Source organism: Pseudomonas sp. ASL4 (assembly GCF_056680395.1).
This window is the reverse complement of record NZ_CM155280.1, coordinates 5,433,149-5,456,829: the sequence shown is the minus strand read 5'-3', so window position 1 is coordinate 5,456,829 and position 23,681 is coordinate 5,433,149. Positions and strand designations below refer to the sequence as shown.

Here is a 23,681-nt window from a genome sequence, read left to right as displayed (position 1 = left end):
ACCCTGTGGCGAGGGAGCTTGCTCCCGTTGGACTGCGAAGCAGTCCCTTTCTTTTTGCGAACAAAGGGGGCCGCTTCGCAGCCCAGCGGGAGCAAGCTCCCTCACCACACAAGCTCGCTCCCACAGGGGATGTGTGTTTAGCCGATCTGCAACCGTTCTATCCGGCTCTCATCCAGACCAGCCTTGCGCAAGATCTGCGCCGTGTGCTCCCCACGCTTGGGCACTGAACCCGCTGCCGAAGGCGTCGCCGAAAACCGTGGAGCCGGTGCGGCTTGCAATACGCCTTCGGTGCGCGAATACACGCCACGCTCGGCCATGTGCGGATGGTTCAGGGCTTCGGCCGGGGTCAACACCGGGGCGAAGCAGGCGTCGCTGCCTTCCAGCAGGTCGATCCAGTGCTGGCGGGGCTGGCTGGCAAACACCGTGGCCAGTCGTTCGCGCAACGTGCCCCACAGGCGCGGGTCGTAAGGTTTCTTGAAGTCCGGATCGTCGCCTAACCCCAGTTTGTTGAACAGCAGCGCATTGAACTGCGGTTCAAGGGCTTGCACGCTGACGAACAAGCCATCGGCGCAGGCATACGTGCGGCCCCAATGGGCGCCATCAAGCAACCCGCAACCGCGTTCCAGCGGCTGTTGGCCGGCGGCATGCGCCGACAGCAAGAGGTTCATCAGGTTGGCACTGCCGTCGACAATCGCCGCGTCCACCACCTGACCGACACCGTTGGTGCTGGCATTGATGATCCCCGCCAGAATGCCCATCGCCAGGTACAGCGCGCCGCCGCCCAGATCACCGACCAGAGTCGGCGGCGCCATCGGTGGCTGGCCGGCCTCACCACTGAACCACAAGGCGCCGGACAGGGCGATGTAGTTCAGGTCGTGGCCGGCGGCCTGGGCCAATGGGCCGTGCTGGCCCCAACCGGTCATGCGCCCGTAAACCAGACGTGGATTGCGTGCCAGGCACACTTGCGGGCCCAAGCCCAGGCGTTCCATGACGCCGGGGCGCATGCCTTCGATGAGCGCATCGCAGCCTTCGATCAGACGCAGCACCGCTTCGATGGCTTCGGGGTCCTTGAGGTCCAGGGCTATCGACTGTTTGCCGCGATTGACGATGGCGTGCTGGCCCAGGTCGAGCAGGTCGGCGCCCTTGCTGCCGGCACGCTCCACCAGAATAACCTCGGCGCCCATGTCCGCCAGCAACATGCCGCAAAACGGCCCCGGCCCGATGCCGGCAATTTCGACGATACGAACGCCGTCCAATACGCCCATGTGCGTACTCCTTTGGATCAATGGATTGAGGGATTCAATGTTGCATGGCGAGTGAGGAGGGACAGGTCATTGCGGGTTGAACGGTGATCCGCAGAATGCCCACAGTCCCATGTGGGAGCGGGCTTGCTCGCGAAGAGGGTGTGTCATTCCACACATGTGTTGAATGTGAAACCGCTTTCGCGAGCAAGCCCGCTCCCACATTTGATTTGCGTTGGGTTGGGTTAGCGGCGAAGCAGCAGGAGGGTCATCACGCTGTGAAACACCACTGCGGGCCACAACAAGAGACCGCTGCTGACAAACACCCCGACATACGCCAGGTACAGCGCAATTGCTCCGTTGTAGACCTGCATCGCCCGCACCGCGCCGACACTGATGGGTCTCGGCCAACAAGCAATCCCAAGCGCAATCAGCGCAATCCCGAAAAACCGCGCAAACAGATTGGTCACGTCGGTCCCGACAATCCCCAGCAGCACATTGCTGACAATGCCGGGGGTGAGCAGCAGGGCCACGCCGGTGGCGAGTTCGACGACGGCGGCAACCGTCAGCAGCTTAGGCGTGGTGATGAGCGGCGCTGGGTTCATGATCATCCCTTTGAGTGATGGCGGTGCCGGCCGCGCGGTCCTGGCGGATAAACTCGGCGGCTTTTTCGCCGATCATCACGGTGGCGGCCGTGGTGCTGCATCCAATGATAGTCGGCATGATCGACGCGTCGACCACGCGCAAGCCTTCCAGGCCGTGCACCTTAAGCCGGGCGTCGACCACCGCCATGGCGTCGGCGCCCATTTTGCAGGTGCCCACCGGGTGATAAAGGGTGTCGGAACGGTTGCGCAACACCTGCTCGATCTCGGCATCGGTGTTCATTGGCGCGTCGATTACATCCCGAGGGTTAAGCGCCTTGAAGGCCGGTGTCGCCATGACTTTCTCGATCACGCGGTAGCCTTTGATCAGTGTCTTGATGTCATCGGGATGGGTCAGGAACGCCGGATCAATCAGCGGCGCCACCATCGGGTCGGTGCTGGCGAGGCTGAGCTGGCCGACACTTTTCGGGTGCAGCAGGCAGGCATGCACGCTCAAGCCGTGGCCGCGATACAACGTGCGCCCATGGTCGGCAAACATGGCGATGGTCAGGGCCAGTTCGATGTCTGCCTGCGGCAGGTCCGGGGTGGTTTTGACGAAGGCGCAGGCCTCGGCGAAATTAGTGGTCAACGGGCCGCTGCGCTGTCGCCAGTAGCGAAACGCGGCTTTGGTGATGTCCCAAATGCCTGCCAGCGATAAGCCGATCAGGTGCCGGGATTTGACCCGGTAGGAATGCACGTAATCGATGTGATCCACCAGGTTGCGGCCAACACCGGGCAGTTCATGCACCACCGGAATATCGAACTTCAGCAGTTCTCCTTTCGGGCCGACCCCGGACAACAGCAATAGCTGCGGCGAGTTGAACGCGCCGGAGCTCAGGATCAGCTCATGTCGGGCACGCAAGGTACGCTTGACACCGTTTTGCAGGAATTCGATGCCCACCGCACGCTTGCCGTCAAACAGGATTCGGGTGGCGTGGGCGTGGGTTTCGATGTTCAGGTTCTGCCGCTGGCGGTTGGGCGTCAGGTAAGCGCGGGCGGCGCTGCAACGCTGTCCGTCCTTTTGCATCACTTGCACGCGGCCAAAGCCTTCCATGCTCGCGCCGTTCTGATCCGGGCACGCCGGGTAACCCGCCTGAATGCCAGCCTCGACGAAGGTTTCGCCAAACGGGTTGGGCGAGGAATGGAAGCGTACGTTCAGCGGGCCGTTCTGGCCGTGCAATGGGTCGGTGAAGTGTTCGTTGTGTTCGGCGCGCTTGAAGAACGGCAGCACCTCCTGATAGCTCCAGCCCGGGTTGCCCAGGGCGGCCCAGCGGTCGAAATCCTCCGGGTGGCCGCGGTGATAGGCCATGGCATTGATCGAAGAACTGCCGCCCAGGGTCTTGCCCCGTGGCTGATAACCGACCCGACCATTCAAGCCGGACTGCGCCACCGTCTGGTACTGCCAGTTGTTGATCGAAGTCGGAACCATCGCCGCGACACCGGCCGGCATGTGCACCAGCGGGTTGGTGTCCGGGCCGCCGGCTTCGAGCAGGCAGACCGAAATGTCCGGATCTTCCGACAAGCGACTGGCAACCACGCAGCCGGCAGCTCCCGCGCCAACTACGATGTAATCGAATTGCGTGTTCTCGTTCATGCGTTCTTCTCTTTATTCGCTGCACAACGTGAACGCATTGTGGGCAGAACCACCCTGCCGTTACCGGTCAATTGAATGAATTCAAAGGTCAGCGGGACAGGTGACTAACACGCCAAGCACCGGGACATCCGGGATACTGGCCGGGTGGGTCATTGACCCAAGCGTGGCCTGCGGTGAACATCGGCTTTCGCATCCCTAGCAGGCAGGCTCATGTCAGATTCGAAAATGTCAGGTTCGGAATTGGATTCGCCCGACACCGAACCGTCGTTGCGTGAAGACGCGTTGCAGCCCACCACCATCGGCAGCTACACCGTGGCCATCGCCCGGGCGCTGGACGCCAGCGGTGTGGACAGCAAACGGATCTTTACCGCCATCGGTATTCCGCTGGACGTCTCCACTGACCCGATGACCCGCCTGCCGGCCGCGACGATGAACAAGCTGTATCGAGCCTGCGTCGATGTGACCAACAACCCGTATTTCGGCCTGACCGTGGCCAAACACATTCACCTCACGCATTTGCATGCCTTGGGCTATTCACTGGCGGCCAGTGGCACGCTGCTGGATTTCTGCCGGCGGCTGGAGCGCTATTTCCGTCTGGTGTCCCAGGTTGCCAAGGCCAGTCTCAATCAGGCTGACGAGCAGGTGTTGATGCGCTTCGATCACTTGGTCGGGCTCAGCAACGAGACCGAAGATGCGTTTTTCGGTTTTCTGATTCGTACCATGCGCCTGCTCTACAAACAGGAATTCAAACCGGTTCGCGTGGAGTTGTGCCGGCCGATGCCCCACGAGGGCGCCGGCCCGTATGAAGCGTTGTTCAGGGCGCCGGTGTTGTTCGGGCAGGCGAGTAGTTTGCTGGTGTTCGACAAGGCCGAACTGGCACAACCGCTTAGCGGCTCCTGCCCGGAGCTGGCCCAGGTCAACGACAACATCATCATCAGTTATCTGGCGCGGCTGGACAAAAGTGACGTGATCACCGGGGTGACCCAGAAGATCATCGAGTTTCTCCCGGACGGTGATTGCAGCCGTGACAAAGTCGCCAGTGCGCTGTGCATGAGCCCGACCAAACTGCAGCTCAAACTGTCCCAGCGCGGCACCCATTTCCAGCAACTGCTCGATGACACGCGCAAAGAACTGGCCTGCAGTTACCTGAGCCAGGCCTCACGCCCGGTGACCGAAATCACCTTTCTGCTGGGCTTCAGCGACACCAGCAACTTCACCCGTGCCTTCAAGCGCTGGACCGGACTGTCGCCGACGGATTTCCGGCAGCAGTTCTAAACCGTCCAACGCTAACCCTGTGGGAGCGAGCTTGCTCGCGAAAGCGGTGTGTCAGTCGACTTCGATATTGACTGACGCTGCCTCTTCGCGAGCAAGCCCGCTCCCACATAAATCCCAACCACATCCCACATAAATTGCGCTGACCGACGATTTGGCCCAATTGACCGGCAGCCTGCCGGTCGCTCGCGATACAACAACCTCGACCGATCCGGCCAGCGCCCCCGCGCAGGAGTGCACCGGCCAGTCGCATGTTCTTGAATCAGCCAAGGCGAGCACGCTAGATGAATAACAACAATAAGATCTGCCATCCAAATCTGCGACGTGGGCTCCTGGCATCGGCGGTTCTCGCCGGGCTGGGTATCGGTCCCGTCTATGCTTTTGAGTTCAACACCGGCAACGATGACTTGTCGGTGCGCTTCGACAACACCCTGAAGCTCAACTATGCCCAGCGGGTCGAGGGCGCGAACAGCAAGCTGTCCAATACCTGGAACAGCAACGACGGTGACCGCAACTTTTCGGCGGGCAGCCCGGTCTCCGAACGCCTTGATGTGCTGTCGGAACTGGACGTGGTGTTCAAGCAGAACCTGGGTTTTCGGGTCAGCGCCAACAGTTGGTACGACCATGCCTATGACGACGTTGGCAGCACCAACCCGTCGACCAATCAGCTGAATAACGGCAAGCCCGATTCGAACCGCCAGAGTGGCTATGTCGACCGCTACTACAACGGACCGTCCTCCGAGTTGCTCGATGCGTTTGTGTTCGGCAGCACCGAGATCGGCGACGAATCGTTGCTCAGCGGCAAGTTGGGCAAGCACAACGTGTACTGGGGCGAAAGCATTCTGGCGTTCGCCCATGGCAACAGCTACGGCCAGGCAGGCCTGGACCTGACCAAAGCGCTGACCGTGCCCGGTACCGAATCCAAAGAGCTGTTTATTCCGCGTAAACAGTTGTCCACCAGCCTCACCGTCAACTCCGAATTGACCCTCGCCGCACAGTACTTTTTCGGTTGGGATGCCTCGCGCATTCCGGAGTCCGGCACCTTCCTGGGCTTCAACGACGGGATTCAGAATGGCGGCCACGATCTGTCGCTGATCGGCGGCGCCAACCCGTTGTTCGGCGTGCCCGGGCCGGTGGGGGCGAACGAGTACCTGCGACTCAACAACGGCCATACGTTTACGCCGAGCCAAAGTGGTGACTTCGGCCTGATGGCCAAGTGGAGCCCGGCATGGCTGGACGGCACGCTGGGTTTCTACTACCGCAAAACCTCCGACATGCTGCCCAACATTGCGCTGCAACCGACCGCCGTTGGTATCCCGCAGCTGATCTCGGGTAACGCAGGCAGCTACAACCAGTTTTACGTGGATGACATCGACATCTACGGCATCAGCCTGGCGAAAAACATTGAAGGGGTCAGCTTCGGGCTGGACGTGAACTATCGCCACAACATGCCGCTGTCCAGCGTGCCGGCCACCGTCAATCCTTCGCCGGCAGCGGCGGGGCAGCCGGGTGTTATCAGCAGCTTCAACGGCGAAAACGGCGTCGCCCGCGGCAACACCGTGCACGCGGTGCTCAATGGCTTGACCACCTTCGGCCCGACGCCGGTCTGGGACACCGCGCCGTTGCTGGTGGAAGTGGCGTATAGCCGCTGGCTGGACGTGACCGAGAACCAGCAGTTGTTCAAGGGCGATGACTGGTACCAGGGCATCGATAAGGTCACCAAAGACAACTACATCATGGGGATGAACTTTACGCCGACCTGGTACCAGGTTTTCCCCGGCATCGATATGTACCTGCCGGTCAGCTACAACGTCGGCCTTGCAGGCCAGTCCTCGGTGCAATTGGGCGGTAACAAGGGCACCGGCAGTTACTCGGTCGGGGTCGGCATGGACGTGCGCACTCAGTACCGCTTCGACCTCAAGTACGTTGATAACTTCGGCGACTTCGACACGTGTGGCTCTGCCGGCAGTGCCTCGGCACATGGCGACGGTGCCGCGCCCGGCGCCAACGGCCAATACAACTGCGTTCCAGGCCAGGCCACTTCGTTTGCCGGCATCCCTGCGCAGCTCAAGGATCGCGGCATGGTTGCCCTCACATTCAAAACCACCCTCTGAACCAAGAGCTGTGTGTTAACAGGAGACACCCCATGAATTTCGTCAAATCAATCCTGGCCAGCGCTCTGGCGCTGACCGTTGCCTCATCTGCCTATGCCGCCGTCAGCCCTGACCAGGCGGCCAAACTGGGCAGCAGCCTGACCGCCGTCGGCGCGGAAAAAGCGGCGAATGCCGATGGCACTATTCCGGCGTACACCGGCGGCCTGACCACGATTCCGGCTGAATTCAAGACCGGTGATTCGTTCCGCCCGGACCCGTACGGCAATGAAAAACCGCGCCTGGTGATCACCACCCAGAACCTCGCCGAGCAGAAAGACAAACTCACCGCCACCACCCAGGCGCTGCTCACCCGTTACCCGACTTATCGCCTCGACGTGTACCCGACCCACCGCACCATTGCGTTGCCCAAAGGGGTGCTGGACAACACCGCGAAAAATGCCGTGACCGCCAAGACCACCGACGGTGGCCTCGGTCTGGAAAACGTCTTGCCGGGCGTGCCGTTCCCGATTCCGGCTGACGGCAACGAAGCGATGTGGAACCACTTGCTGCGCTATCAAGGCGTGGCGATGACCAACAAGTACGACTCCTGGAACGTTGACTCCTCGGGCGCGGCCTCGCTGAGTTCCACCGGCAACTTCTTCATCGAATACCCGCTGTACGCGCCGGCACGCCCGGCTGGCCCGGTATCCGCCGATGAGGTGTTCTACAAGATCAAACTGGCTTACTCGGGCCCGGCCCGTCGCGCCGGTGAAGCACTGTTGCTAATGGACTCGGTCAACCCGCTGAAACAGCCGCGTCGCGCCTGGCAATACCTGCCGGGGCAACGTCGGGTGAAGCTCGCGCCGGACCTGGCCTACGACACGCCAAACCCAGGCACTGTCGGCGCCGCCACCTACGACGACGCGTTCCTGTTCAACGGAGCGATGGACCGTTACGACTTCAAACTGGTGGGCAAAAAAGAACTCTACGTGCCGTACAACACCTACAAGTTGAGCTACCACAAAGACGCGGCCGACGTGATGAAGGCCAACCATGTGAACCCCGACCTGCTGCGCTGGGAGCTGCACCGGGTGTGGGTGGTCGAGGCCACGCTCAAACCGGGCAAACGCCACATCTACAGCAAGCGCACCTTCTACCTCGACGAGGACAGCTGGATTGCTTTGGCATCCGACGAGTATGACGCCCGTGGCCAGCTCTACCGTGGCGGCTTCTCGCACCTGACCTACAGCTACGACGTGCAAGCCCCGGACACCATCAACCACATGCTCTATGACCTGGTTTCCGGCGCCTACAACATGAACGGTTTCTACGGTCCTTACGGTGGCTTGAAGTACATCGAGCCACTGTCCAAGGCCCAATGGTCCGCCGAGTCGCTGGCCGGTACCGGCATCCGTTAACCCCGATCCTTGTAGGAGCGAGGCTTGCCCGCGAAGGCGGTGTGTCAGTCGACATCATCGTTACTGATACACCGCCTTCGCGGGCAAGCCTCGCTCCTACAAGGAGGCGGTGGTGTGCACCCGAGATAATAAAAATGACAACGATCAAGTGGTTTTTGCTGGCCGCATTGGCGGCAGCGATGGCGGTGCCGTTTACCCATCCGGCGGTGGCCGGTGAATTTGCCGATGTGCTCGATACACCTGCGCTGCCCAGCGCCCTGGCGGCCCACGCCACACTGACGGGATTGGCCCGGGCCGGCGAGCGGTTGATTGCCGTGGGTCAGCGCGGGCACATTTTGTACTCCGATGACGCCGGCCAACATTGGCAGCAGGCCTCGGTGCCGGTCAGTTCCGACCTGGTGGCGGTGCACTTTCCAAATCCGCAACAAGGTTGGGCGGTGGGGCACGATGGCGTGGTGTTGCACAGCAGCGACGCTGGCCAGACCTGGAACCGACAACTGGACGGCCGTCAGATCGGCCCGATCATGCTCGACTATTACCGGCAGCAACTCGCCCGCCAACCGGACGACGCCGACCTGCAAGCGCGGGTCAATGACGCTCAACGCATGGTCGAGGAGGGCGCCGACAAACCCTTCCTGGATGTCTGGTTCGAAAGCGATCAGGTCGGCTACATCGTCGGTGCCTTCAACCTGATTTTTCGCACCGACGATGGCGGTCGCCACTGGACGCCGTTGCTGGAGCGCACCGACAACCCGACTGCGCTGAACCTCTATGCGCTGCGCCCGGTGGGTGACCAATTGTTCATCGTCGGCGAGCAAGGGTTGGTGTTGAAACTGGATCGTCCAAGCGCTCGATTCAAGGCAACGCCCACGCCCTATAACGGCAGCTTTTTCGGCATCACCGGCAAACCCGGGGTTGCGCTGGTATTCGGCTTGCGCGGCAACGTCTACCGCAGCACTGACGACGGCGCGAGCTGGAACAAAGTCGAACTCGGTTTGCCGATCAGCATCACCGCCAGCAGTGTGACCGCCGACGGCCGGATCGTCCTGGTCAGCCAGGCCGGGCAAGTGTTGGTCAGCGCTGACGACGGCGCCAGTTTTCAGATTCAACCGAACACTTCACTGGCCCCGGTGGCCGCCGCACAGATCACTAAAAGCGGCGCACTGGTGCTCGCGGGCACCCGTGGTTTGCGGCAATTGCCCCTCGAATAAGCCCGGCATAACAAAGAGAACAGCATGATGGGTCACTACGAACTTGAAACAATGCCGGTCATCCGCGAGCTCAAGGGCTTCGATGCCCGCTCCGGAAACACCCTGGAACGGCTGATTTTTAACAACCGACTGTGGGTGGTGCTGGCCTGTTTGCTGGTGACGCTGGCGCTGAGTTTTTTTGCCTCGACCCGGCTGACGCTCAATGCCAGCTTCGAAAAAATGATCCCTCAGAGCCAGCCCTTCATCAAAAACTACCTGGAAAACCGTCAGGCCCTTCGCGGCCTGGGCAACGCGGTGCGGGTGGTGGTGGAGAGCAGCAACGGCGATATTTTCGATCCGCATTACCTCGATGCCTTGAAGGAGATCAACGACGAACTGTTCGTGACCCCGGGCGTTGATCGTGCCTGGATGAAGTCCCTGTGGACCCCGGCCGTGCGCTGGACCGAAGTCACCGAAGAAGGTTTCCAGGGCGGGCCGGTGATGCCCGACTCCTACGACGGCTCGGCCCAGAGCGTTCAGCAGTTGCGGCAGAACATTGCGCGCTCGGGGATCGTCGGTAGCCTGATCGGCAACAACTTCAAGTCGAGCATGATCTTCGTGCCGCTGCTGGAGAAAGACCCGGTTACCGGCCAGGGCATCGACTACCACCAGTTCTCTAAAACCCTCGAAGAGAAGCTGCGCAACAAGTACGAATTCGAAGGCCGGGTGCGGGTTGCGGGGGAAGAGGGCAAAGGCCCGATCAAGATCCGCGTGATCGGCTTCGCCAAACTGGTCGGTGACCTGATCGATGGACTGATGCAGGTGATGCTGTACTTCGGCGTCGCCGCGCTGATCGCCACGGCGATCATTTTTTACTTCACCCGCTGCGTGCGCAGTACCGCGCTGGTGATCCTCTGCTCGGTGATCGCTGTGGTCTGGCAATTGGGCCTGGTGGCGCTGTTCGGTTTTGCCCTGGACCCGTTTTCGATTCTGGTGCCGTTCCTGGTGTTCGCCATCGGCGTGTCCCACGGCGCGCAGAAGATGAACGGGATCATGCAGGACGTCGGGCGTGGCACCCATCAACTGGTCGCTGCGCGCTACACCTTCCGCCGCTTGTTCCTCGCCGGACTCACCGCGTTGCTGGCGGATGCCGTGGGTTTTGCGGTGTTGATGCTGATCGATATCCCGGTGATCCAGGACTTGGCCATCACCGCCAGCATCGGCGTCGCGGTGCTGATCTTCACCAACCTGGTGCTGCTGCCGGTGTTGCTGTCCTACTGGGGCGTCAGTCGCAAAGCGGCCGTGCGCAGTTTGCGCGCGGAAAACGAAGAGCTGCGCGGCAAAGGCATGGGCGCGCTCTGGAGTTTCCTCGACAAGTTCACCGAACGCCGTTGGGCCACCATCGCCGTGAGCGTGGCGGCGGTGTTGGCGGTGGGCGGGATTGTCGTCAGCCATCATCTGAAGATCGGCGATCTGGACCCCGGCGCCCCGGAACTGCGCGCCGATTCGCGTTACAACCGCGACAACGCCTACATTACTGCCAACTATTCGCTGTCCAGCGATCAGTTCGCGATCATGCTCAAGACCCCCAGCGAAGGCTGCCTGAAATACGAAACGCTGGTGGAGGCCGATCGCTTGGGTTGGCTGTTGCAGCAGCAACCGGGCGTGCAAACCACCGTGTCGCTGGTCAACGCGGTGCGGCAGATCACGGCTGGGTCTTACGAAGGCAACCCGAAGTGGCTGACCATCGCTCGCAACCAGAATGTGCTGAATTACGGCGCGCAGCAGGCCTCGGTCAGCAGCCCGGACCTGTTCAACAATGATTGTTCGATGATGCCGATCGTGGCCTACCTGTCCGATCACAAGGCCGAAACCCTGGACCGCGTGGTGCAAGTCGCCGAAACCTTTGCCCGTGAACACAGCAATGGTGATCGCCAGTTTATGCTGGCCGCCGGCAGTGCCGGGATCGAAGCAGCCACCAACATCGTTGTGCGCGAGGCCAACCGGACCATGTTGCTGTACGTCTATGGCGCGGTGATTGTGTTGTGTTTCATCACCTTCCGCAGTTGGCGAGCGGTGGTGGTTGCTGTGGTGCCGTTGATGTTGACCTCGATTTTGTGCGAAGCGCTGATGGTCTGGCTCGGCATGGGAGTGAAAGTCGCGACGCTGCCGGTGATCGCCCTCGGCGTGGGGATTGGCGTCGACTACGCGTTGTACTTGCTGAGTGTGCAGTTGGCGCAGCAGCGTGCCGGGTTGTCGCTGACCGAGGCGTATCGCAATGCGGTGGCGTTCACCGGCAAGGTCGTGGCGCTGGTCGGCATCACCCTGGCGGCAGGCGTCATCACTTGGGCTTGGTCGCCGATCAAGTTCCAGGCGGACATGGGCATCCTGCTGACCTTCATGTTTATCTGGAACATGGTCGGGGCGTTGGTGCTGATTCCGGCGTTGTCGCACTTTTTGCTGCGTAAAGTGCGCTAGCTCTCAAGACCACTGCAGGCCCTGTGGGAGCGGGCTTGCTCGCGAAAGCGGTCTGTCAGTCAACTTATGGGTTGAATGTGCTGGCGCCTTCGCGAGCAAGCCCGCTCCCACAGGTTTTGCGTACTTTCAATGAGGCCTGGTGCTTGCCCGCCGCCGCCAACAGATTTTTCAAGCAAGTGATGCGGCGGTGAAACACTCAGGCATCGCGCAGCAAGTCGTTGGCGTTGAGTAGCTCGTAGGCGATCTCCGGGCGCTTTTCCAGGCTGCGGCGAATGGCGGCCGGAATCGCCGCGCGGGTCTTGCGGCAGAGGCCCGGCAGTTCCTCGATCTGAATGCCGATGCCGCGCATGGTTCGCACTTCATTGAAGCTCGGCGTCAGTTCAACTCGAATGCCCAAGCGCCCGTACATCAGCTGCTGCACGTGTTCAAGGTCGGCCAGGCTTTGCAGGTTTTCCAGACGCTCAAGCAAGCGTTTTTCATCCTGACGGGTCAGAAACAGGATGCGCACGTCCGCGCCGGGAGTTTCCAGCAACGGGTCACGCCCGCAAATGCAGGCACCGGGTGGGCAGGGTGAACGGATCGGGGCCGAGGTCGTCATGGGCTCAATCATAGTGGCCCGCGATCAGTTTTGCCCATAGCGTTCGAGCGCGGACCAAGGGCAGGCATTTATACAAGCCTGCCCCTGATACTCACGCGAGTGAACATAGGTGGTTAGTGAGGCGCTGGCCCTTCGTATTGAACGAGGATCGCATTGGCCAGGTCTTCGTCGGTGGCGTTGAGGCCAGGGTTGTCCTGGCGGATCTGATGCAACACCGCTTCCATGTAGACCCCACGAATAGCGCCGTCACTGGCGACAAACGCAGAGACGTCATCCCGAGCCGGAATCACCATTTTGTGGTCTTTGAAGGTTGAATAAAGGGAAGCGGAAACCCCTGCCGAGGTCGCAACATCCTTGCCGCTTACGGCCAGGGCTGACCCGATGGGCAGGCACAATATCAGAGAAGTAATGAGTAGCATGCGGCGCATGGCGTCGTCCTCCAACAGCGTAAAGCGAAAAGGAAGTAACACATTACTTAGGAGGTGCGGCGGGGCTCAGGAGTTCAATTCCTGCGCACAAACCTTGTAGGAGGGCATCAGTCATAAGTGCTGTAGGGTCCCGTCGTCCCCAAGGAGAGTCGAGATGATTGAACTGGCAACGTGGAACTCGACGATCCCGGTCGGAACACCCGCCAAAGTCATCGATACGCCGCGACTGTTGGACTGCTATATCGATCAGTACTTTAGATCCGGCGATTCACTTTTCTTCTGGTCACCACAAATCCCCCCTGTGGGAGCGAGCCTGCTCGCGATGGTGGAGTGTCAGCCGACATCCTTGCTGGATGTGCCGCCCTCATCGCGGGCAAGCCCGGCTCCCACAGGGTCCGGTGTTGATCGGTAATTACGTGCCCAACGCCGATTCACTGTGGGAGCGGGCTTGCTCGCGAAGGCGTCAGACCAGACACCCTTTAACTGGCAGACAAGTCAGATATGGAAAGCCTGACGCCCAACCAACAACCATTTCCCATGTTGTTTCTGCCAAATCTGCAGGTTCTCGATCTCGGTCGGCACCACTTCAGTACCGTTGAGCGCCTGTGCCGAGAAGTGGTTGCGGACCAGCGCCGTATCACCCGACAGGGTAATGGTCTGGTTCTGCATCTCTAATGTCTTGAACGCGCTTTTGCCCGTTTCGATATCGGCAATGAAGGCTTTCTTGTCCTGGATTTTGCCGCTGGAATGCCCATAGCTCAGGTTGGCCGCTGTCAGTGCTTCAAGACCGGGAATGTCTTTGTGCAGCATGGCTTGGGTCAGATGGTCCACGGCTTGCGCCACGTCTTTGTCCGCAGCAGCCGGGGCGGCGGCGACATAGCCGCTGAAGAGACAGAGAAAACCGATCAGCACTTTGGTTTTTGTCATGGGTGTTTCCTTGTTGTTGTGGGTGGTCGCGACTGATTAATTTGTCAGTCGTCGTACAACGTAGCAGATATTTTAGGGAGAAGTCAGCAAGCGATTCGGGCGTTTACCGCCATTTGTCGGGCGCGAGGAACGGCCCTTCAACTCGACACTTCCAAGGGGAAACGACCCACGGAAGCTCGACCATGAATGATCAAGCAAAGCAGCAAGCCTTGGCTGCGTGGTACCAATTGCTGAGACAACCCGAGATCCGCATGGACAGCGAAGAGCACTACGACGAACTGCTGAAGGCTGCCGATGAGATGGAACGCAAAGGACTCATCAACAGCGCAGAGTGGCGTGTGCTGGTGCGGGAGGCGGGCGTCGTCTTTGCCAATTCGATAGCGGGACTGGGAGGTGGGACCTGAATCGGTGTCCAGAGCGGTTTATATCGGCACCGCAGGCTGGAGCGTGCCCCGGGAACACGGGGCGATGTTTCCTGATACCGGCACCCACTTGCAACGGTATGCCGCGCAACTGTCAGCCGTTGAAATCAACAGCTCCTTCTACCGCCCGCATCAGCCACAAACCTATCGGCGCTGGGCGGAGTCGGTGCCGTCGACGTTTCGTTTTTCGGTGAAGATCCCCAAGCTCATTACCCATGTTCAGCGCTTGCAGAACTGCGAAGCGTTGCTCGACGAGTTCCTTGCTCAATGCACGCAGTTGGGCGACAAGTTGGGTTGTATACTGATCCAGTTGCCGCCGTCGCTGGCCTATGACGCTGAAGTAGCCGCAGGGTTTTTCCGGATGCTGCGCCAGCGTTATGAGGGTTCGGTGGTGCTTGAGCCTCGACATGAAACCTGGCGTGCGGCCAGCGGTTTACTGATCGAACAGAGGATCGCTCGGGTCGCGGCCGATCCATCGCCCATCACCGGTGGCGGGGTCGCGAGCGGGTGGTCGGGCGTACGTTACTGGCGGCTGCATGGCTCGCCACGGATTTATTACAGCGACTATGAGCTGAGTCGATTGCAGGTATTGGCTGCGCAGATTCAAGCGTCGGTGCGGGCGGGGGCCGAGACGTGGTGCGTTTTTGATAACACGGCGGGTGGGTTTGCCACTGGTAATGCGTTGAGCTTGCAGGCGCTTCTGAAACCATCCGTTTGATGGTCTCTGTGGGGGCCTCTTCGCGAGCAAGCCCGCTCCCACAATTGGGCGGTGTCGTATGTGCAGATGTTGTGTTCACCGAAGATCCCCTGTGGGAGCGGGCTTGCTCGCGAAGAGGCCGGCCCAGACACCTCAAACCCACACCATCCACCATCAGGTTTTGCCAGCCACCGCCGATATATCCAGACACAGATACAGACCACCAAGTCGGGAACAGACGCGCGGGTTTGCCGTGTCGTGATATTCTGCCTGCCAACTTGCTTTGACCTATTCAGTTCGTTCGCCCTAGCGGCGTGCAAACAGGATCAATGTCGCTCAAGTAGCTGAAGCCAATAATGATAAAAAGTCAGTTCAGTAGGGACATATAAACTGAGGTCGATGGAACCGTCGGCCTTGTGTGCCCACCCTCCAATCCTGATGTGCGGGAACCCACGACATGCTGCCTGCGTGCCGTGAACCAGGGGCCTTCGCGTGTGAGGATGGAAGGGCGGATGGCGTTTTATCATAGGTGCAACAGATGCTTAAAAAACTGAACACGGCCCTATTGGGGCTGGCTTTGTCGATGGGGATCACGTCCGTTCACGCGGAAGAGGCAAAGAAAGTCGATGTGCTGCTTATTGGCGGCGGCATCATGAGCGCGACCCTGGGTGTGTGGCTCAATGAGTTGCAACCGGACTGGTCGATGGAAATGGTCGAGCGCCTCGACGGCGTCGCCCTGGAAAGCTCCAACGGCTGGAACAACGCCGGTACCGGTCACTCTGCCCTGGCAGAGCTGAACTACACCCCGGAAGACGAGAACGGTAAAGTCCAGATCCCGAAAGCCGTTGAAATCAACGAAGCCTTCCAGATCTCCCGTCAGTTCTGGTCGTGGCAGGTTCAGCAAGGCGTTCTGAAGAACCCGCGTTCGTTCATCAACTCCACTCCGCACATGAGCTTCGTGTGGGGCGATGACAACATCAAGTTCCTGAAAAAACGCTACGAAGCCCTGCAAGCGAGCCCGCTGTTCGCCGGCATGCAGTACTCCGAAGACCCGGCTGTGATCAAGAAGTGGGTTCCGCTGATGATGGAAGGGCGTGACCCGAACCAGAAAATCGCGGCCACCTGGACTCCGATCGGCACCGACGTCAACTTTGGCGAAATCACCCGTCAGTTCGTTGCGCACCTGCAAACCACGCCTAAGTTCGACTTGAAACTGTCCAGCGAAGTACAGGACATCACCAAGAACGCCGACGGCACCTGGCGCGTCAGCTACAAAAACCTGAAAGACGGCACCACCACCGAAACCGACGCCAAGTTCCTGTTCATCGGCGCGGGCGGCGGTGCACTGCACCTGCTGCAGAAGTCCGGCATTCCTGAAGCCAAGGAATACGCAGGCTTCCCGGTTGGCGGCTCGTTCCTCGTGACCGACAACCCAACCATCGCCGAACAACACCTGGCCAAGGCCTACGGCAAAGCCTCCGTTGGCGCACCGCCTATGTCCGTTCCGCACCTGGACACCCGTGTCCTGGACGGCAAGCGCGTCATCCTGTTTGGCCCATTCGCGACCTTCAGCACCAAGTTCCTGAAAGAAGGCTCGTACCTGGACCTGCTGACCAGCACCACCACCCACAACATCTGGCCGATGACCAAAGTCGGCATCAAGGAATACCCACTGGTTGAGTACCTTGCTGGCCAACTCATGCTGTCCGACGAAGACCGCATGAACGCCCTGAAAGAATACTTCCCGAACGCCAAAGCCGAAGACTGGCGCCTGTGGCAAGCCGGCCAACGCGTGCAAATCATCAAGCGTGATGAAGCGGCCGGTGGCGTGCTGAAACTGGGTACTGAAATTGTTACCTCCGCTGACGGCACCATCGCCGGTCTGCTGGGCGCTTCCCCAGGCGCATCGACCGCTGCACCGATCATGCTGACCGTGCTGCAAAAGGTCTTCAAGGATCAGGTTGCAACGCCGGCCTGGCAGGAAAAACTGCACCAGATCGTGCCGAGCTATGGCACTCAGTTGAATGGCAACCCAGCCAAAGTGGCTGAAGAGTGGGCTTATACCGCCAAGGTATTGCAGCTGACTCCGCCGCCGGCGATTCCGCAGTTGGCGGCTCCGGCTGCTGCTCCGGCTCCGGCTGACGCTGCGAAGGCTGTTAAGCCTAACGCTGCAAGTGATATGGCTCTGTAACTAGAAGCCTTATTTGAAAAAGCCCACTGAACCGGTGACGGTCAGTGGGCTTTTTTGTGGGCGGGGTTCAGCTCTGGCAGGCAACGCAAAATCCGATGTTGGCAAATACCTGTGGTGAGGGGGCTTGCCTCCGTTGGGCTGCGCAGCAGCCCAAAGCAACCTCACTCATTGCCACACATCAACTCCAAACTCTCAATCCACTCACTGCTAGCCTCGAACCGCACGTAATACGCCTGCTTCTCCAAACCACTCAACCGAGTAAAGAACGGAAGAAAGTAGTTATCGTTGTAATACCCCTGAGCCCCTTGCATATTGCTTCCCCACCAAGAAGCCTTGTAACCCTCAAACGCAATCCACGGCGGCGGAACAGCCCATCCCGACCCCTGAACAACACCCAGAAAATCGACGCTATTCGTCACCATACGAACCGTTGTGGCGTTGAACTCAGAACCGGAGTTGAAGTAGATCAAGTGCTCGTCTTTACGGCCGTTGGAATAGCGCTTTACGGGATGGTTATTGAATGGTTTTTCAACCACGAAACTGAAATTCGATTCGACCAGTGCTGCGAATTCATCAGCGTCTTCCGGTGTGGTTAGAAAAGTAGAGTAATAGGCGAGAACACCGACATCCTCCAACGGCACCACTGGCGGATAGTCGGCAAAGGGACGAGCGGGGCCTAATAACGGCGGAGTAAAAACCGACTTCAAATCTGGAAGGGAGTAACCGACGACTTGCTCTTGAGGGCCGCGTCTAACGAGGCTTTTCAGTCCACTGAGAATGCTCATTTCCTATCCTCGATCCTTGAGATTTCCAATCAGTTTCGTAAGCGGGCAGGCATCACACCTTGGCTTGCGAAATACGCACAGACGATCACGACTCGGGCAGTCCCTGTACAACCAGTTCGATTAGCCGCATCAGCCCTTTGGCCAACGGGATAACCAAACCGCTGACGTTAGTCGTCTTCGTATCATCACATGCACAGACGACGGGTCAGATCATTCAGAAGCCATCGGCCTGCTTTTCCTAAAGAGCGATTTTGCATGTGCGCTGCGTAGATCGTAAGTGTGTCTGGTGTGCGCTGAAGTTCGGCGGTTAACTCAAGCGGCAGGAGGCGTCCTGAAGCCAGATGATCCGCAATCAGATGCTCTGGCATTCGGCACCAACCGAACCCGGCGAGCAAAAAATCCAGCCGCCGTGCCAAATCTACAAACCGCCACTGATGACTGCCCGTCACCCCATAGCTAGGGCCGTCGGGAGAAACCGGATCGGAAAGTATCAGTTGAACATAAGGCTTGAGGTCTGCACTTGTTGCCCGACGGCCTAACATCGCCAGGGGATGCCCGCTGGCGACTACTGGCCTCAAGTCGACGCTGAGCAGCGGCAGTGCGACGACATCGTCGGGCACTGTCGGAATCAATGTGCAAAGCGCCAGTGCCGCATCGCCGTTGCGCAATCGGCGCTCTGCGCCGCCCAAGCCTTCTGTAGAAAAACTCACTGCCAGATGCGGAAAAGCCTCGCGGATAGCGCGCAGGCTTTCGATGAGCGGTGCGCTAGGGACCAAAGGGTCTATGGCGAGCGTCAACTCCGGCTCAACCCCTGCTGCCGTACTTGCTGCCATTGCTTCAAACTGGGCAGCGCTTGCCAGCACTGCGCGCGCTTGAACCACTAGCACTCTACCGACCTCAGTGAGCGTTGGCCGATGGCCGCTGCGATCAAACAGCCTCACACCTTGAACTGACTCAAGTGTGGCAATCGACTGGCTAATGGCAGATTGAGCACGCCGCAGGTGACGTCCCGTTGCCGAAAAACTGCCTGTATCAGCAATGGTTACAAGGATCCGCAACTGATCCAGGCTGAGATTTCCGATCATGACCCATCACTTAAACAGATGGACTTAATCATATTTACATCACTCCTGCTTAGAGATCGCATTGGGTAGAGTGTGTCGCACATCGCCTAAAGCGACAACGCAAAACCTACCGCCGCGCCACCGCGCAGGAGTTACATCCATGTCCAGGCTTCTCTCCATTGAAACCAGCTCACGTGGGGATGCTTCAATCTCCCGGCAGCTCACTCGCCGATTTGTCGCCGCGTGGGAAGCTGCACACCCTAGGGGCGCTATCAAAATACGGGATCTAACGGACACTCCGCTTACGTTCGTGACGGCCCCCTGGTTACAGGCTTACTTCACCCCGCAAACCCAACATTCGCCTGAAATGAAAGCCGTGTTGCAGCTATCCGATGAGCTTACGGCCGAGTTGCTGGAAACCGATCACGTGGTTATTTCAACGCCGGTCTACAACTATAACGTCCCTGCAGCGCTCAAGGCGTGGGTGGATCACGTGGTACGTAAAGGCCTGACCTTGGGCTTTGATGGTAAAGGGCTGGTGACCGGTAAAAAGGCAACGGTGCTGCTCGCCTCGGGAGGTGTTTACACCAACGACTCCCCGATTAGAGACCGTGACATTGCGACCCACTATTTGAAACTGATCCTCAACGTCCTGGGTATCACTGATGTCACCTTTATTGCGGCCGGCGGCGCTAAAGCGGTAGATCTCGGAGAAATCGGTATGCACGATTTTCTAGATGCATTTGATCATCAAATTCAAAAGTCGCTGGTTTAGACAGCATTTCTCCTCGCCCATATGATTCCACAGCGTCAGCCGTGCAAAGACCACCACAGGACACGCCGCCAGCAGTAGCAGCCCCGCCTGACAGAAGTGTTCCCAGTGAGGCGGGTAGGGCGCCACCACTGACTTTCTTGAGAGGAACGTTTCCTTGTGCATCCGTTTCGCGGCCACCCAGCAACGCAAACTCGCCCTATAGGCTAATCGCATCGGTGGGAATGGCTCCGCTGGGACTGGCGTAGTTGATCGTCCCGTCAGGCAGTGTGCAGGGTTTTGTAAAAGTGCAGCCCGCAACGGCTTGAGCCTTCTTTTGATCGATTGCCTTAAAGCGTTGGTCTTCATCCGCCCTTTGTCGGGCCAGCATGTCGTCATAACCCTTTTGTCTTGCGTCACGTTCTGCCAGCTCAGTGGCTGTCATGTCACGGTAGACGCGAATGCCCCCACCGTCTTTGATGACCTAGGCCCGAACGCCTTAGATAACTGCGAGCATCCCACGAAACGCTTGGGCCTCCATCTCCACGAGACTAGAAGGGCTGCTGCCCTTATGCTCCAACAGGAATCGCTTTACGAGCTGAAATCCAAGGGAATAGCCCAACCATTTTGGGAGGTCGGATGCACCAAAGAACCATGCGTCGTGGCCATAATCCTTGCGACTCCAGTAGCTCGCCGCCATTGCGACATGGCGTCGAATGTCAGACACATCGAGGCGCTCCCATGGTTCAGGTAAACCACCGCAGATTTCCTGTGAAAAAGCGCCCGCCAGCCCCTCCGAAACAAGCGCTTCACCTAATGATGATCCATAACCTGGCCCATCCCATCGGGCAGCATGGTGAAGCTCATGTGCGAACATTCGTTCGAGCGACGCTTCTTGGTTTGCTCTGAAAATGTCACTCGCAGGGTCTACGGTCAAAAAAATAAGGCCTGGTTCGGGTGCATATCCTAGATGCCCCTTTTCTGGAATGACATGAGTGCCAGCTTTCACGATCACATCAAGCGGGCGCAACGGCATCAACGTAATTACTTTTTCGTAGGTCTCTAACAGGCGGGTGTGAAGCCAATTACGGTGATCGATAAGCGCGCCGCACGCGTCGATGAAATGGAAATTTATGGATGTCATTGGTATGCGTCCCTGCATAAAGCCTTGCATAACGAGATGGGTTGCCACCTATGCGGCAACAGCTGATCGATTTCACTCGCCCGCTGCCTCGGCAAGCGCGTGAGCACGTCCTTCAAATAAGCATACGGATCATGCCCATTGAGCCGCACAGATTGGATCAAGCTCATGACGGCCGCTGTCCGTTTTCCGCTGCGTAGCGAGCGAAGAGCCAGTTCTTGTGAAAAGGGGACAGACTTATTTCTCTGTCACCAGTCTAGACAGCAATGAAAAATAAATCTGTCCCCTTTTTTCTAATCGGAAAGTTGCTTAGTTCTGAAGCGCATCAAATCGACTTTGCAGGAACTTAAAATATCTCCAGCGCCCGAGCCACCCATCACCGAGTCACCTTCCCATTGACACTGAGCATCCTTGAACTTCTCGAAAGCCTTCTGAGAGGCGAGCAGCGAGGCAAGGGCTTTGGCCGTCGCACTCGAATCGATTTCCTTTGTCTTGGTTTCCAGTTTTTTGTAGGCGATATTCATTTGTGACGTGACTTCGCGAGTCTTACGCTCAAGGCAAGGCTGCAACGCTGTCCGGGACTGATCGCCAATGGTGTTGTAGCATTCGTTCAATGCTCCAGCTTGAGCGTCGCTGGTCACTGCAGTTTTTGCTGCGATGGCAGTAGGCGTAGATGCCATATTGACCGCGCCATTTGTGATTGGATTCACATCAGGTTTCGCGGGTACTTGAGCGAATGCGGTACCAATGGCAAATGTAGTCGCTACAACGACCACAGAAATGAGTTTTCTCATTTTTATCTATCCTTTGGAAAGCATTTTTCGAGGGGCAGAAACAACTTTGAATACTAGGCCCATTGTGTACTACGTACGCAGGATTAGACCCATTGAGGTCGAGTAGCGCTCACAGCCCCAGCGCCTGTTTGACTGCATCCTGGGCAAGCTGTTCAACGCTGCTAAGAAGAAGCATCAGCAACAGTTTTGGCGTCCGGCAAATACATCACCGCCATGGGGGGGGATGGGTGCATCGGCCAAGCTCTGATCGACGCCAAGCAAACGGGCCGCGACTCGTGCGTCGCCATTAAGGCTGTCATTTCCTGGGACGCCTTTGCCGAGCAAGTCATCGAGGAGTGGTTGGCGCTGATCCCTGCGTTGTCTCATACCCTGTTAAAAGACGGTGAGATAAATCTATGCCTTCGAAGCTGAATGTCAGCTCGCCAATTACGAATGCCGCTAGATAAACACCCCGCCAACCCAATTTAACCGGATCAGGCAATAATTCAGCAGAATGCAGCCATCGCCCCCACCTCCCCAAGCCTTACCCTATCCGCAACGCGGCTCACCGCAGCCGCCAACGTTCCTCGACGGTCGACCACCAAACCGACCATCCCCGTCATCCACTTGAACGATTCAGCACCGACACTACTCCTCTTATATTCAACCTCTGACTTAAAAGGTGACCGCAATGGCCAAGACTTACAGTTACGCCGCGCAGGGTTCCAAGGACTCGCTCAAGCCTTTCACCTTCGAACGTCGCGCCCCAGGCGCGGACGATGTGCAGATCGATATCCTCTATTGCGGCGTGTGCCATTCCGACCTGCACACCGTGCGCAATGAGTGGCACAACACGCTGTACCCCTCGGTGCCGGGCCATGAAATTGTCGGTCGAGTGACTGCGGTCGGTGCAAATGTCAGCAAGTTTAAAGTGGGCGATCTGGCCGGCGTTGGCTGCATGGTCGACAGTTGCCAGCACTGTGCGTCGTGCGCGGAAGGCGAGGAGCAGTATTGCGAGAGCGGTTTCACCGGGACTTACAACGGTCCGGTGTTTGGTGGCGAGAACACTTTTGGTGGTTACTCGGACAATATCGTGGTGAAGGAGAAGTTCGTTCTGCGCATTTCCCACGACAACGCCAATCTGGCCGCCGTCGCGCCGCTGCTGTGTGCGGGCATTACCACGTATTCGCCGTTGCATCACTGGAAGGTCGGGCCTGGCAAGAAGGTCGGGGTGGTTGGCCTCGGTGGTCTGGGGCATATGGCGGTGAAGATTGCGCATGCCATGGGCGCGCATGTGGTGTTGTTTACGACGTCGCCGAACAAGCGTGAGGACGGTTTGCGTCTGGGCGCGGATGAGGTGGTGGTGTCGAAGAATCCGGATGAGATGGCGAAGTTTGCCAACACGTTGGACTTCATTCTGAACACGGTGGCCGCGCCGCATGATCTGGATGCCTTCCTCAATCTGCTCAAGCGCGATGGCACGATGACGCTGGTGGGTGCGCCGGACAGTCCGCATCCGTCGCCTTCGGTGTTTAACCTGATCTTCAAGCGTCGCAGTCTGGCGGGGTCGTTGATAGGCGGGATTCAGGAAACCCAGGAGATGCTGGATTTCTGTGCCAAGCACGGGATTGTTTCGGATATTGAGATGATTGATATCCAGAACATTAACGAGGCTTATAGCCGCATGCTGAAAGGCGATGTGAAGTATCGGTTTGTGATTGATATGAACAGTTTGAAGAAGGAAGTCGAGGTTGCTTGATCGGTTTTTGGATCAAAGGATCGCAGCCTTCGGCAGCTCCTACGGGGGGAGGGTGCATCTGATATGGTTTTTTCGGCGTCACCTGCATCTGTAATGCACCGGGCCGGCGGCTCACAATGCCGGCACGGTTCGCGGTCGCGGCCGGTTTGCACCGCACATTCATGATGTAGGAGGCCCGATGGGTAAGATGGCGATTTTCCTGGGTGGATTTCTGGTCC

20 protein-coding genes and 3 pseudogenes are annotated in these 23,681 nt (G+C 58.6%); 12 read left to right on the top strand and 11 right to left on the bottom strand.

From position 1 onward, the window contains the following. Positions 1-137: 137 nt before the first annotated feature. From AC1MEW_RS24710 to AC1MEW_RS24700, 3 genes are all read right to left on the bottom strand, one after another. Complete coding sequence (locus AC1MEW_RS24710; protein ID WP_201257399.1) at positions 138-1,265, bottom strand: CaiB/BaiF CoA transferase family protein; 1,128 nt, start codon at positions 1,263-1,265, stop codon at positions 138-140. Between the two features lie 221 nt (positions 1,266-1,486). After that, positions 1,487-1,846: a hypothetical protein gene (locus AC1MEW_RS24705; protein WP_201257398.1), complete on the bottom strand. Its 360-nt coding sequence runs from the start codon at positions 1,844-1,846 to the stop codon at positions 1,487-1,489. Beyond that, complete coding sequence (locus AC1MEW_RS24700) at positions 1,815-3,476, bottom strand: GMC family oxidoreductase (RefSeq protein WP_480423886.1); 1,662 nt, start codon at positions 3,474-3,476, stop codon at positions 1,815-1,817. Before AC1MEW_RS24700 ends, AC1MEW_RS24705 begins: the two co-directional genes overlap by 32 nt. A 210-nt stretch (positions 3,477-3,686) precedes the next feature. Here AC1MEW_RS24700 and AC1MEW_RS24695 point away from each other — a divergent pair, with 210 nt between their 5' ends. The 5 genes from AC1MEW_RS24695 (at position 3,687) to AC1MEW_RS24675 (ending at position 11,927) form a co-directional block, all read left to right on the top strand. Next, a complete protein-coding gene (locus tag AC1MEW_RS24695; protein WP_242486418.1) occupies positions 3,687-4,751 on the top strand; it encodes an AraC family transcriptional regulator in 1,065 nt (354 codons plus the stop codon). A 281-nt stretch (positions 4,752-5,032) separates the two neighbouring features. Next, complete coding sequence (locus AC1MEW_RS24690) at positions 5,033-6,862, top strand: DUF1302 domain-containing protein (protein ID WP_201257396.1); 1,830 nt, start codon at positions 5,033-5,035, stop codon at positions 6,860-6,862. 32 nt (positions 6,863-6,894) lie between these two features. Next, positions 6,895-8,259 (top strand): DUF1329 domain-containing protein, encoded by a 1,365-nt coding sequence (locus AC1MEW_RS24685; protein WP_480423885.1) that lies wholly within the window; start codon positions 6,895-6,897, stop codon positions 8,257-8,259. A 134-nt stretch (positions 8,260-8,393) separates the two neighbouring features. Further along, entirely contained in the window at positions 8,394-9,470 is a 1,077-nt protein-coding gene (locus tag AC1MEW_RS24680) for a WD40/YVTN/BNR-like repeat-containing protein (RefSeq protein WP_480423884.1), read from the top strand. 27 nt (positions 9,471-9,497) lie between these two features. After that, positions 9,498-11,927, top strand: a complete 2,430-nt coding sequence (locus AC1MEW_RS24675) for an efflux RND transporter permease subunit (protein WP_480427333.1) — start codon at positions 9,498-9,500, stop codon at positions 11,925-11,927. Between the two features lie 196 nt (positions 11,928-12,123). On the opposite strand, the gene AC1MEW_RS24670 is transcribed toward AC1MEW_RS24675, so the two are convergent. Together AC1MEW_RS24670 and AC1MEW_RS24665 are read right to left on the bottom strand one after the other, a co-directional pair. Then, complete coding sequence (locus AC1MEW_RS24670) at positions 12,124-12,525, bottom strand: hypothetical protein (protein ID WP_201257393.1); 402 nt, start codon at positions 12,523-12,525, stop codon at positions 12,124-12,126. 113 nt (positions 12,526-12,638) lie between these two features. Continuing rightward, a complete protein-coding gene (locus AC1MEW_RS24665) occupies positions 12,639-12,953 on the bottom strand; it encodes a DUF2388 domain-containing protein (RefSeq protein WP_201193261.1) in 315 nt (104 codons plus the stop codon). 154 nt (positions 12,954-13,107) lie between these two features. Here AC1MEW_RS24665 and AC1MEW_RS24660 point away from each other — a divergent pair. Further along, positions 13,108-13,242: pseudogene (locus AC1MEW_RS24660) on the top strand (polysaccharide lyase family 7 protein); the annotation flags it as partial. Positions 13,243-13,448: 206 nt separating this feature from the next. Here AC1MEW_RS24660 and AC1MEW_RS24655 read toward each other — a convergent pair. Beyond that, complete coding sequence (locus AC1MEW_RS24655) at positions 13,449-13,880, bottom strand: nuclear transport factor 2 family protein (RefSeq protein WP_201257391.1); 432 nt, start codon at positions 13,878-13,880, stop codon at positions 13,449-13,451. Positions 13,881-14,062: 182 nt separating this feature from the next. On the opposite strand from AC1MEW_RS24655, the gene AC1MEW_RS24650 reads away from it, so the two are divergent. The 3 genes from AC1MEW_RS24650 (at position 14,063) to mqo (ending at position 17,190) form a co-directional block, all read left to right on the top strand. Beyond that, positions 14,063-14,284 (top strand): hypothetical protein, encoded by a 222-nt coding sequence (locus AC1MEW_RS24650; RefSeq protein WP_201257390.1) that lies wholly within the window; start codon positions 14,063-14,065, stop codon positions 14,282-14,284. 4 nt (positions 14,285-14,288) lie between these two features. Further along, positions 14,289-15,020, top strand: a complete 732-nt coding sequence (locus tag AC1MEW_RS24645) for a DUF72 domain-containing protein (RefSeq protein ID WP_480423881.1) — start codon at positions 14,289-14,291, stop codon at positions 15,018-15,020. Between the two features lie 517 nt (positions 15,021-15,537). Next, a complete protein-coding gene (gene mqo, locus AC1MEW_RS24640; RefSeq protein ID WP_201257388.1) occupies positions 15,538-17,190 on the top strand; it encodes a malate dehydrogenase (quinone) in 1,653 nt (550 codons plus the stop codon). Between the two features lie 161 nt (positions 17,191-17,351). On the opposite strand, the gene AC1MEW_RS24635 is transcribed toward mqo, so the two are convergent. Together AC1MEW_RS24635 and AC1MEW_RS24630 are read right to left on the bottom strand one after the other, a co-directional pair. Then, positions 17,352-17,975 (bottom strand): hypothetical protein, encoded by a 624-nt coding sequence (locus AC1MEW_RS24635; RefSeq protein WP_480423880.1) that lies wholly within the window; start codon positions 17,973-17,975, stop codon positions 17,352-17,354. 185 nt (positions 17,976-18,160) lie between these two features. Further along, entirely contained in the window at positions 18,161-19,060 is a 900-nt protein-coding gene (locus AC1MEW_RS24630) for a LysR family transcriptional regulator (RefSeq protein WP_201257385.1), read from the bottom strand. Between the two features lie 139 nt (positions 19,061-19,199). On the opposite strand from AC1MEW_RS24630, the gene AC1MEW_RS24625 reads away from it, so the two are divergent. Then, the gene (locus AC1MEW_RS24625; protein ID WP_242486417.1) at positions 19,200-19,814 is read left to right on the top strand and encodes an FMN-dependent NADH-azoreductase; all 615 of its coding nucleotides are present in this window, start codon (positions 19,200-19,202) and stop codon (positions 19,812-19,814) included. Positions 19,815-20,289: 475 nt separating this feature from the next. Here AC1MEW_RS24625 and AC1MEW_RS24620 read toward each other — a convergent pair whose 3' ends face one another. The 3 genes and pseudogenes from AC1MEW_RS24620 to umoC form a co-directional block, all read right to left on the bottom strand. After that, positions 20,290-20,934: a DUF2268 domain-containing putative Zn-dependent protease gene (locus AC1MEW_RS24620; RefSeq protein ID WP_480423877.1), complete on the bottom strand. Its 645-nt coding sequence runs from the start codon at positions 20,932-20,934 to the stop codon at positions 20,290-20,292. Continuing rightward, positions 20,931-21,134: pseudogene (locus tag AC1MEW_RS24615) on the bottom strand (transposase domain-containing protein); the annotation flags it as partial. The pseudogene AC1MEW_RS24615 and the gene AC1MEW_RS24620, both read right to left, overlap by 4 nt. A 90-nt stretch (positions 21,135-21,224) precedes the next feature. Continuing rightward, a complete protein-coding gene (gene umoC, locus AC1MEW_RS24610) occupies positions 21,225-21,725 on the bottom strand; it encodes a UmoC family flagellar biogenesis regulator (RefSeq protein ID WP_480423876.1) in 501 nt (166 codons plus the stop codon). 124 nt (positions 21,726-21,849) lie between these two features. Here umoC and AC1MEW_RS24605 point away from each other — a divergent pair. Both AC1MEW_RS24605 and AC1MEW_RS24600 read left to right on the top strand, forming a co-directional pair. Further along, positions 21,850-22,058, top strand: a pseudogene (locus AC1MEW_RS24605) (hypothetical protein); the annotation flags it as partial. 337 nt (positions 22,059-22,395) lie between these two features. After that, a complete protein-coding gene (locus AC1MEW_RS24600) occupies positions 22,396-23,463 on the top strand; it encodes an NAD(P)-dependent alcohol dehydrogenase (RefSeq protein ID WP_480423875.1) in 1,068 nt (355 codons plus the stop codon). The last annotated feature ends 218 nt before the right edge of the window (positions 23,464-23,681 follow it).

Coding starts and splice junctions, on each gene's coding strand:
- AC1MEW_RS24710 (WP_201257399.1), bottom strand. CDS start 1,265: ATGGGCGTATTGGACGGCGTTCGTATCGTCGAAATTGCCGGCATCGGG.
- AC1MEW_RS24705 (WP_201257398.1), bottom strand. CDS start 1,846: ATGAACCCAGCGCCGCTCATCACCACGCCTAAGCTGCTGACGGTTGCC.
- AC1MEW_RS24700 (WP_480423886.1), bottom strand. CDS start 3,476: ATGAACGAGAACACGCAATTCGATTACATCGTAGTTGGCGCGGGAGCT.
- AC1MEW_RS24695 (WP_242486418.1), top strand. CDS start 3,687: ATGTCAGATTCGAAAATGTCAGGTTCGGAATTGGATTCGCCCGACACC.
- AC1MEW_RS24690 (WP_201257396.1), top strand. CDS start 5,033: ATGAATAACAACAATAAGATCTGCCATCCAAATCTGCGACGTGGGCTC.
- AC1MEW_RS24685 (WP_480423885.1), top strand. CDS start 6,895: ATGAATTTCGTCAAATCAATCCTGGCCAGCGCTCTGGCGCTGACCGTT.
- AC1MEW_RS24680 (WP_480423884.1), top strand. CDS start 8,394: ATGACAACGATCAAGTGGTTTTTGCTGGCCGCATTGGCGGCAGCGATG.
- AC1MEW_RS24675 (WP_480427333.1), top strand. CDS start 9,498: ATGGGTCACTACGAACTTGAAACAATGCCGGTCATCCGCGAGCTCAAG.
- AC1MEW_RS24670 (WP_201257393.1), bottom strand. CDS start 12,525: ATGACGACCTCGGCCCCGATCCGTTCACCCTGCCCACCCGGTGCCTGC.
- AC1MEW_RS24665 (WP_201193261.1), bottom strand. CDS start 12,953: ATGCGCCGCATGCTACTCATTACTTCTCTGATATTGTGCCTGCCCATC.
- AC1MEW_RS24655 (WP_201257391.1), bottom strand. CDS start 13,880: ATGACAAAAACCAAAGTGCTGATCGGTTTTCTCTGTCTCTTCAGCGGC.
- AC1MEW_RS24650 (WP_201257390.1), top strand. CDS start 14,063: ATGAATGATCAAGCAAAGCAGCAAGCCTTGGCTGCGTGGTACCAATTG.
- mqo (WP_201257388.1), top strand. CDS start 15,538: ATGCTTAAAAAACTGAACACGGCCCTATTGGGGCTGGCTTTGTCGATG.
- AC1MEW_RS24635 (WP_480423880.1), bottom strand. CDS start 17,975: ATGAGCATTCTCAGTGGACTGAAAAGCCTCGTTAGACGCGGCCCTCAA.
- AC1MEW_RS24630 (WP_201257385.1), bottom strand. CDS start 19,060: ATGATCGGAAATCTCAGCCTGGATCAGTTGCGGATCCTTGTAACCATT.
- AC1MEW_RS24625 (WP_242486417.1), top strand. CDS start 19,200: ATGTCCAGGCTTCTCTCCATTGAAACCAGCTCACGTGGGGATGCTTCA.
- AC1MEW_RS24620 (WP_480423877.1), bottom strand. CDS start 20,934: ATGACATCCATAAATTTCCATTTCATCGACGCGTGCGGCGCGCTTATC.
- umoC (WP_480423876.1), bottom strand. CDS start 21,725: ATGAGAAAACTCATTTCTGTGGTCGTTGTAGCGACTACATTTGCCATT.
- AC1MEW_RS24600 (WP_480423875.1), top strand. CDS start 22,396: ATGGCCAAGACTTACAGTTACGCCGCGCAGGGTTCCAAGGACTCGCTC.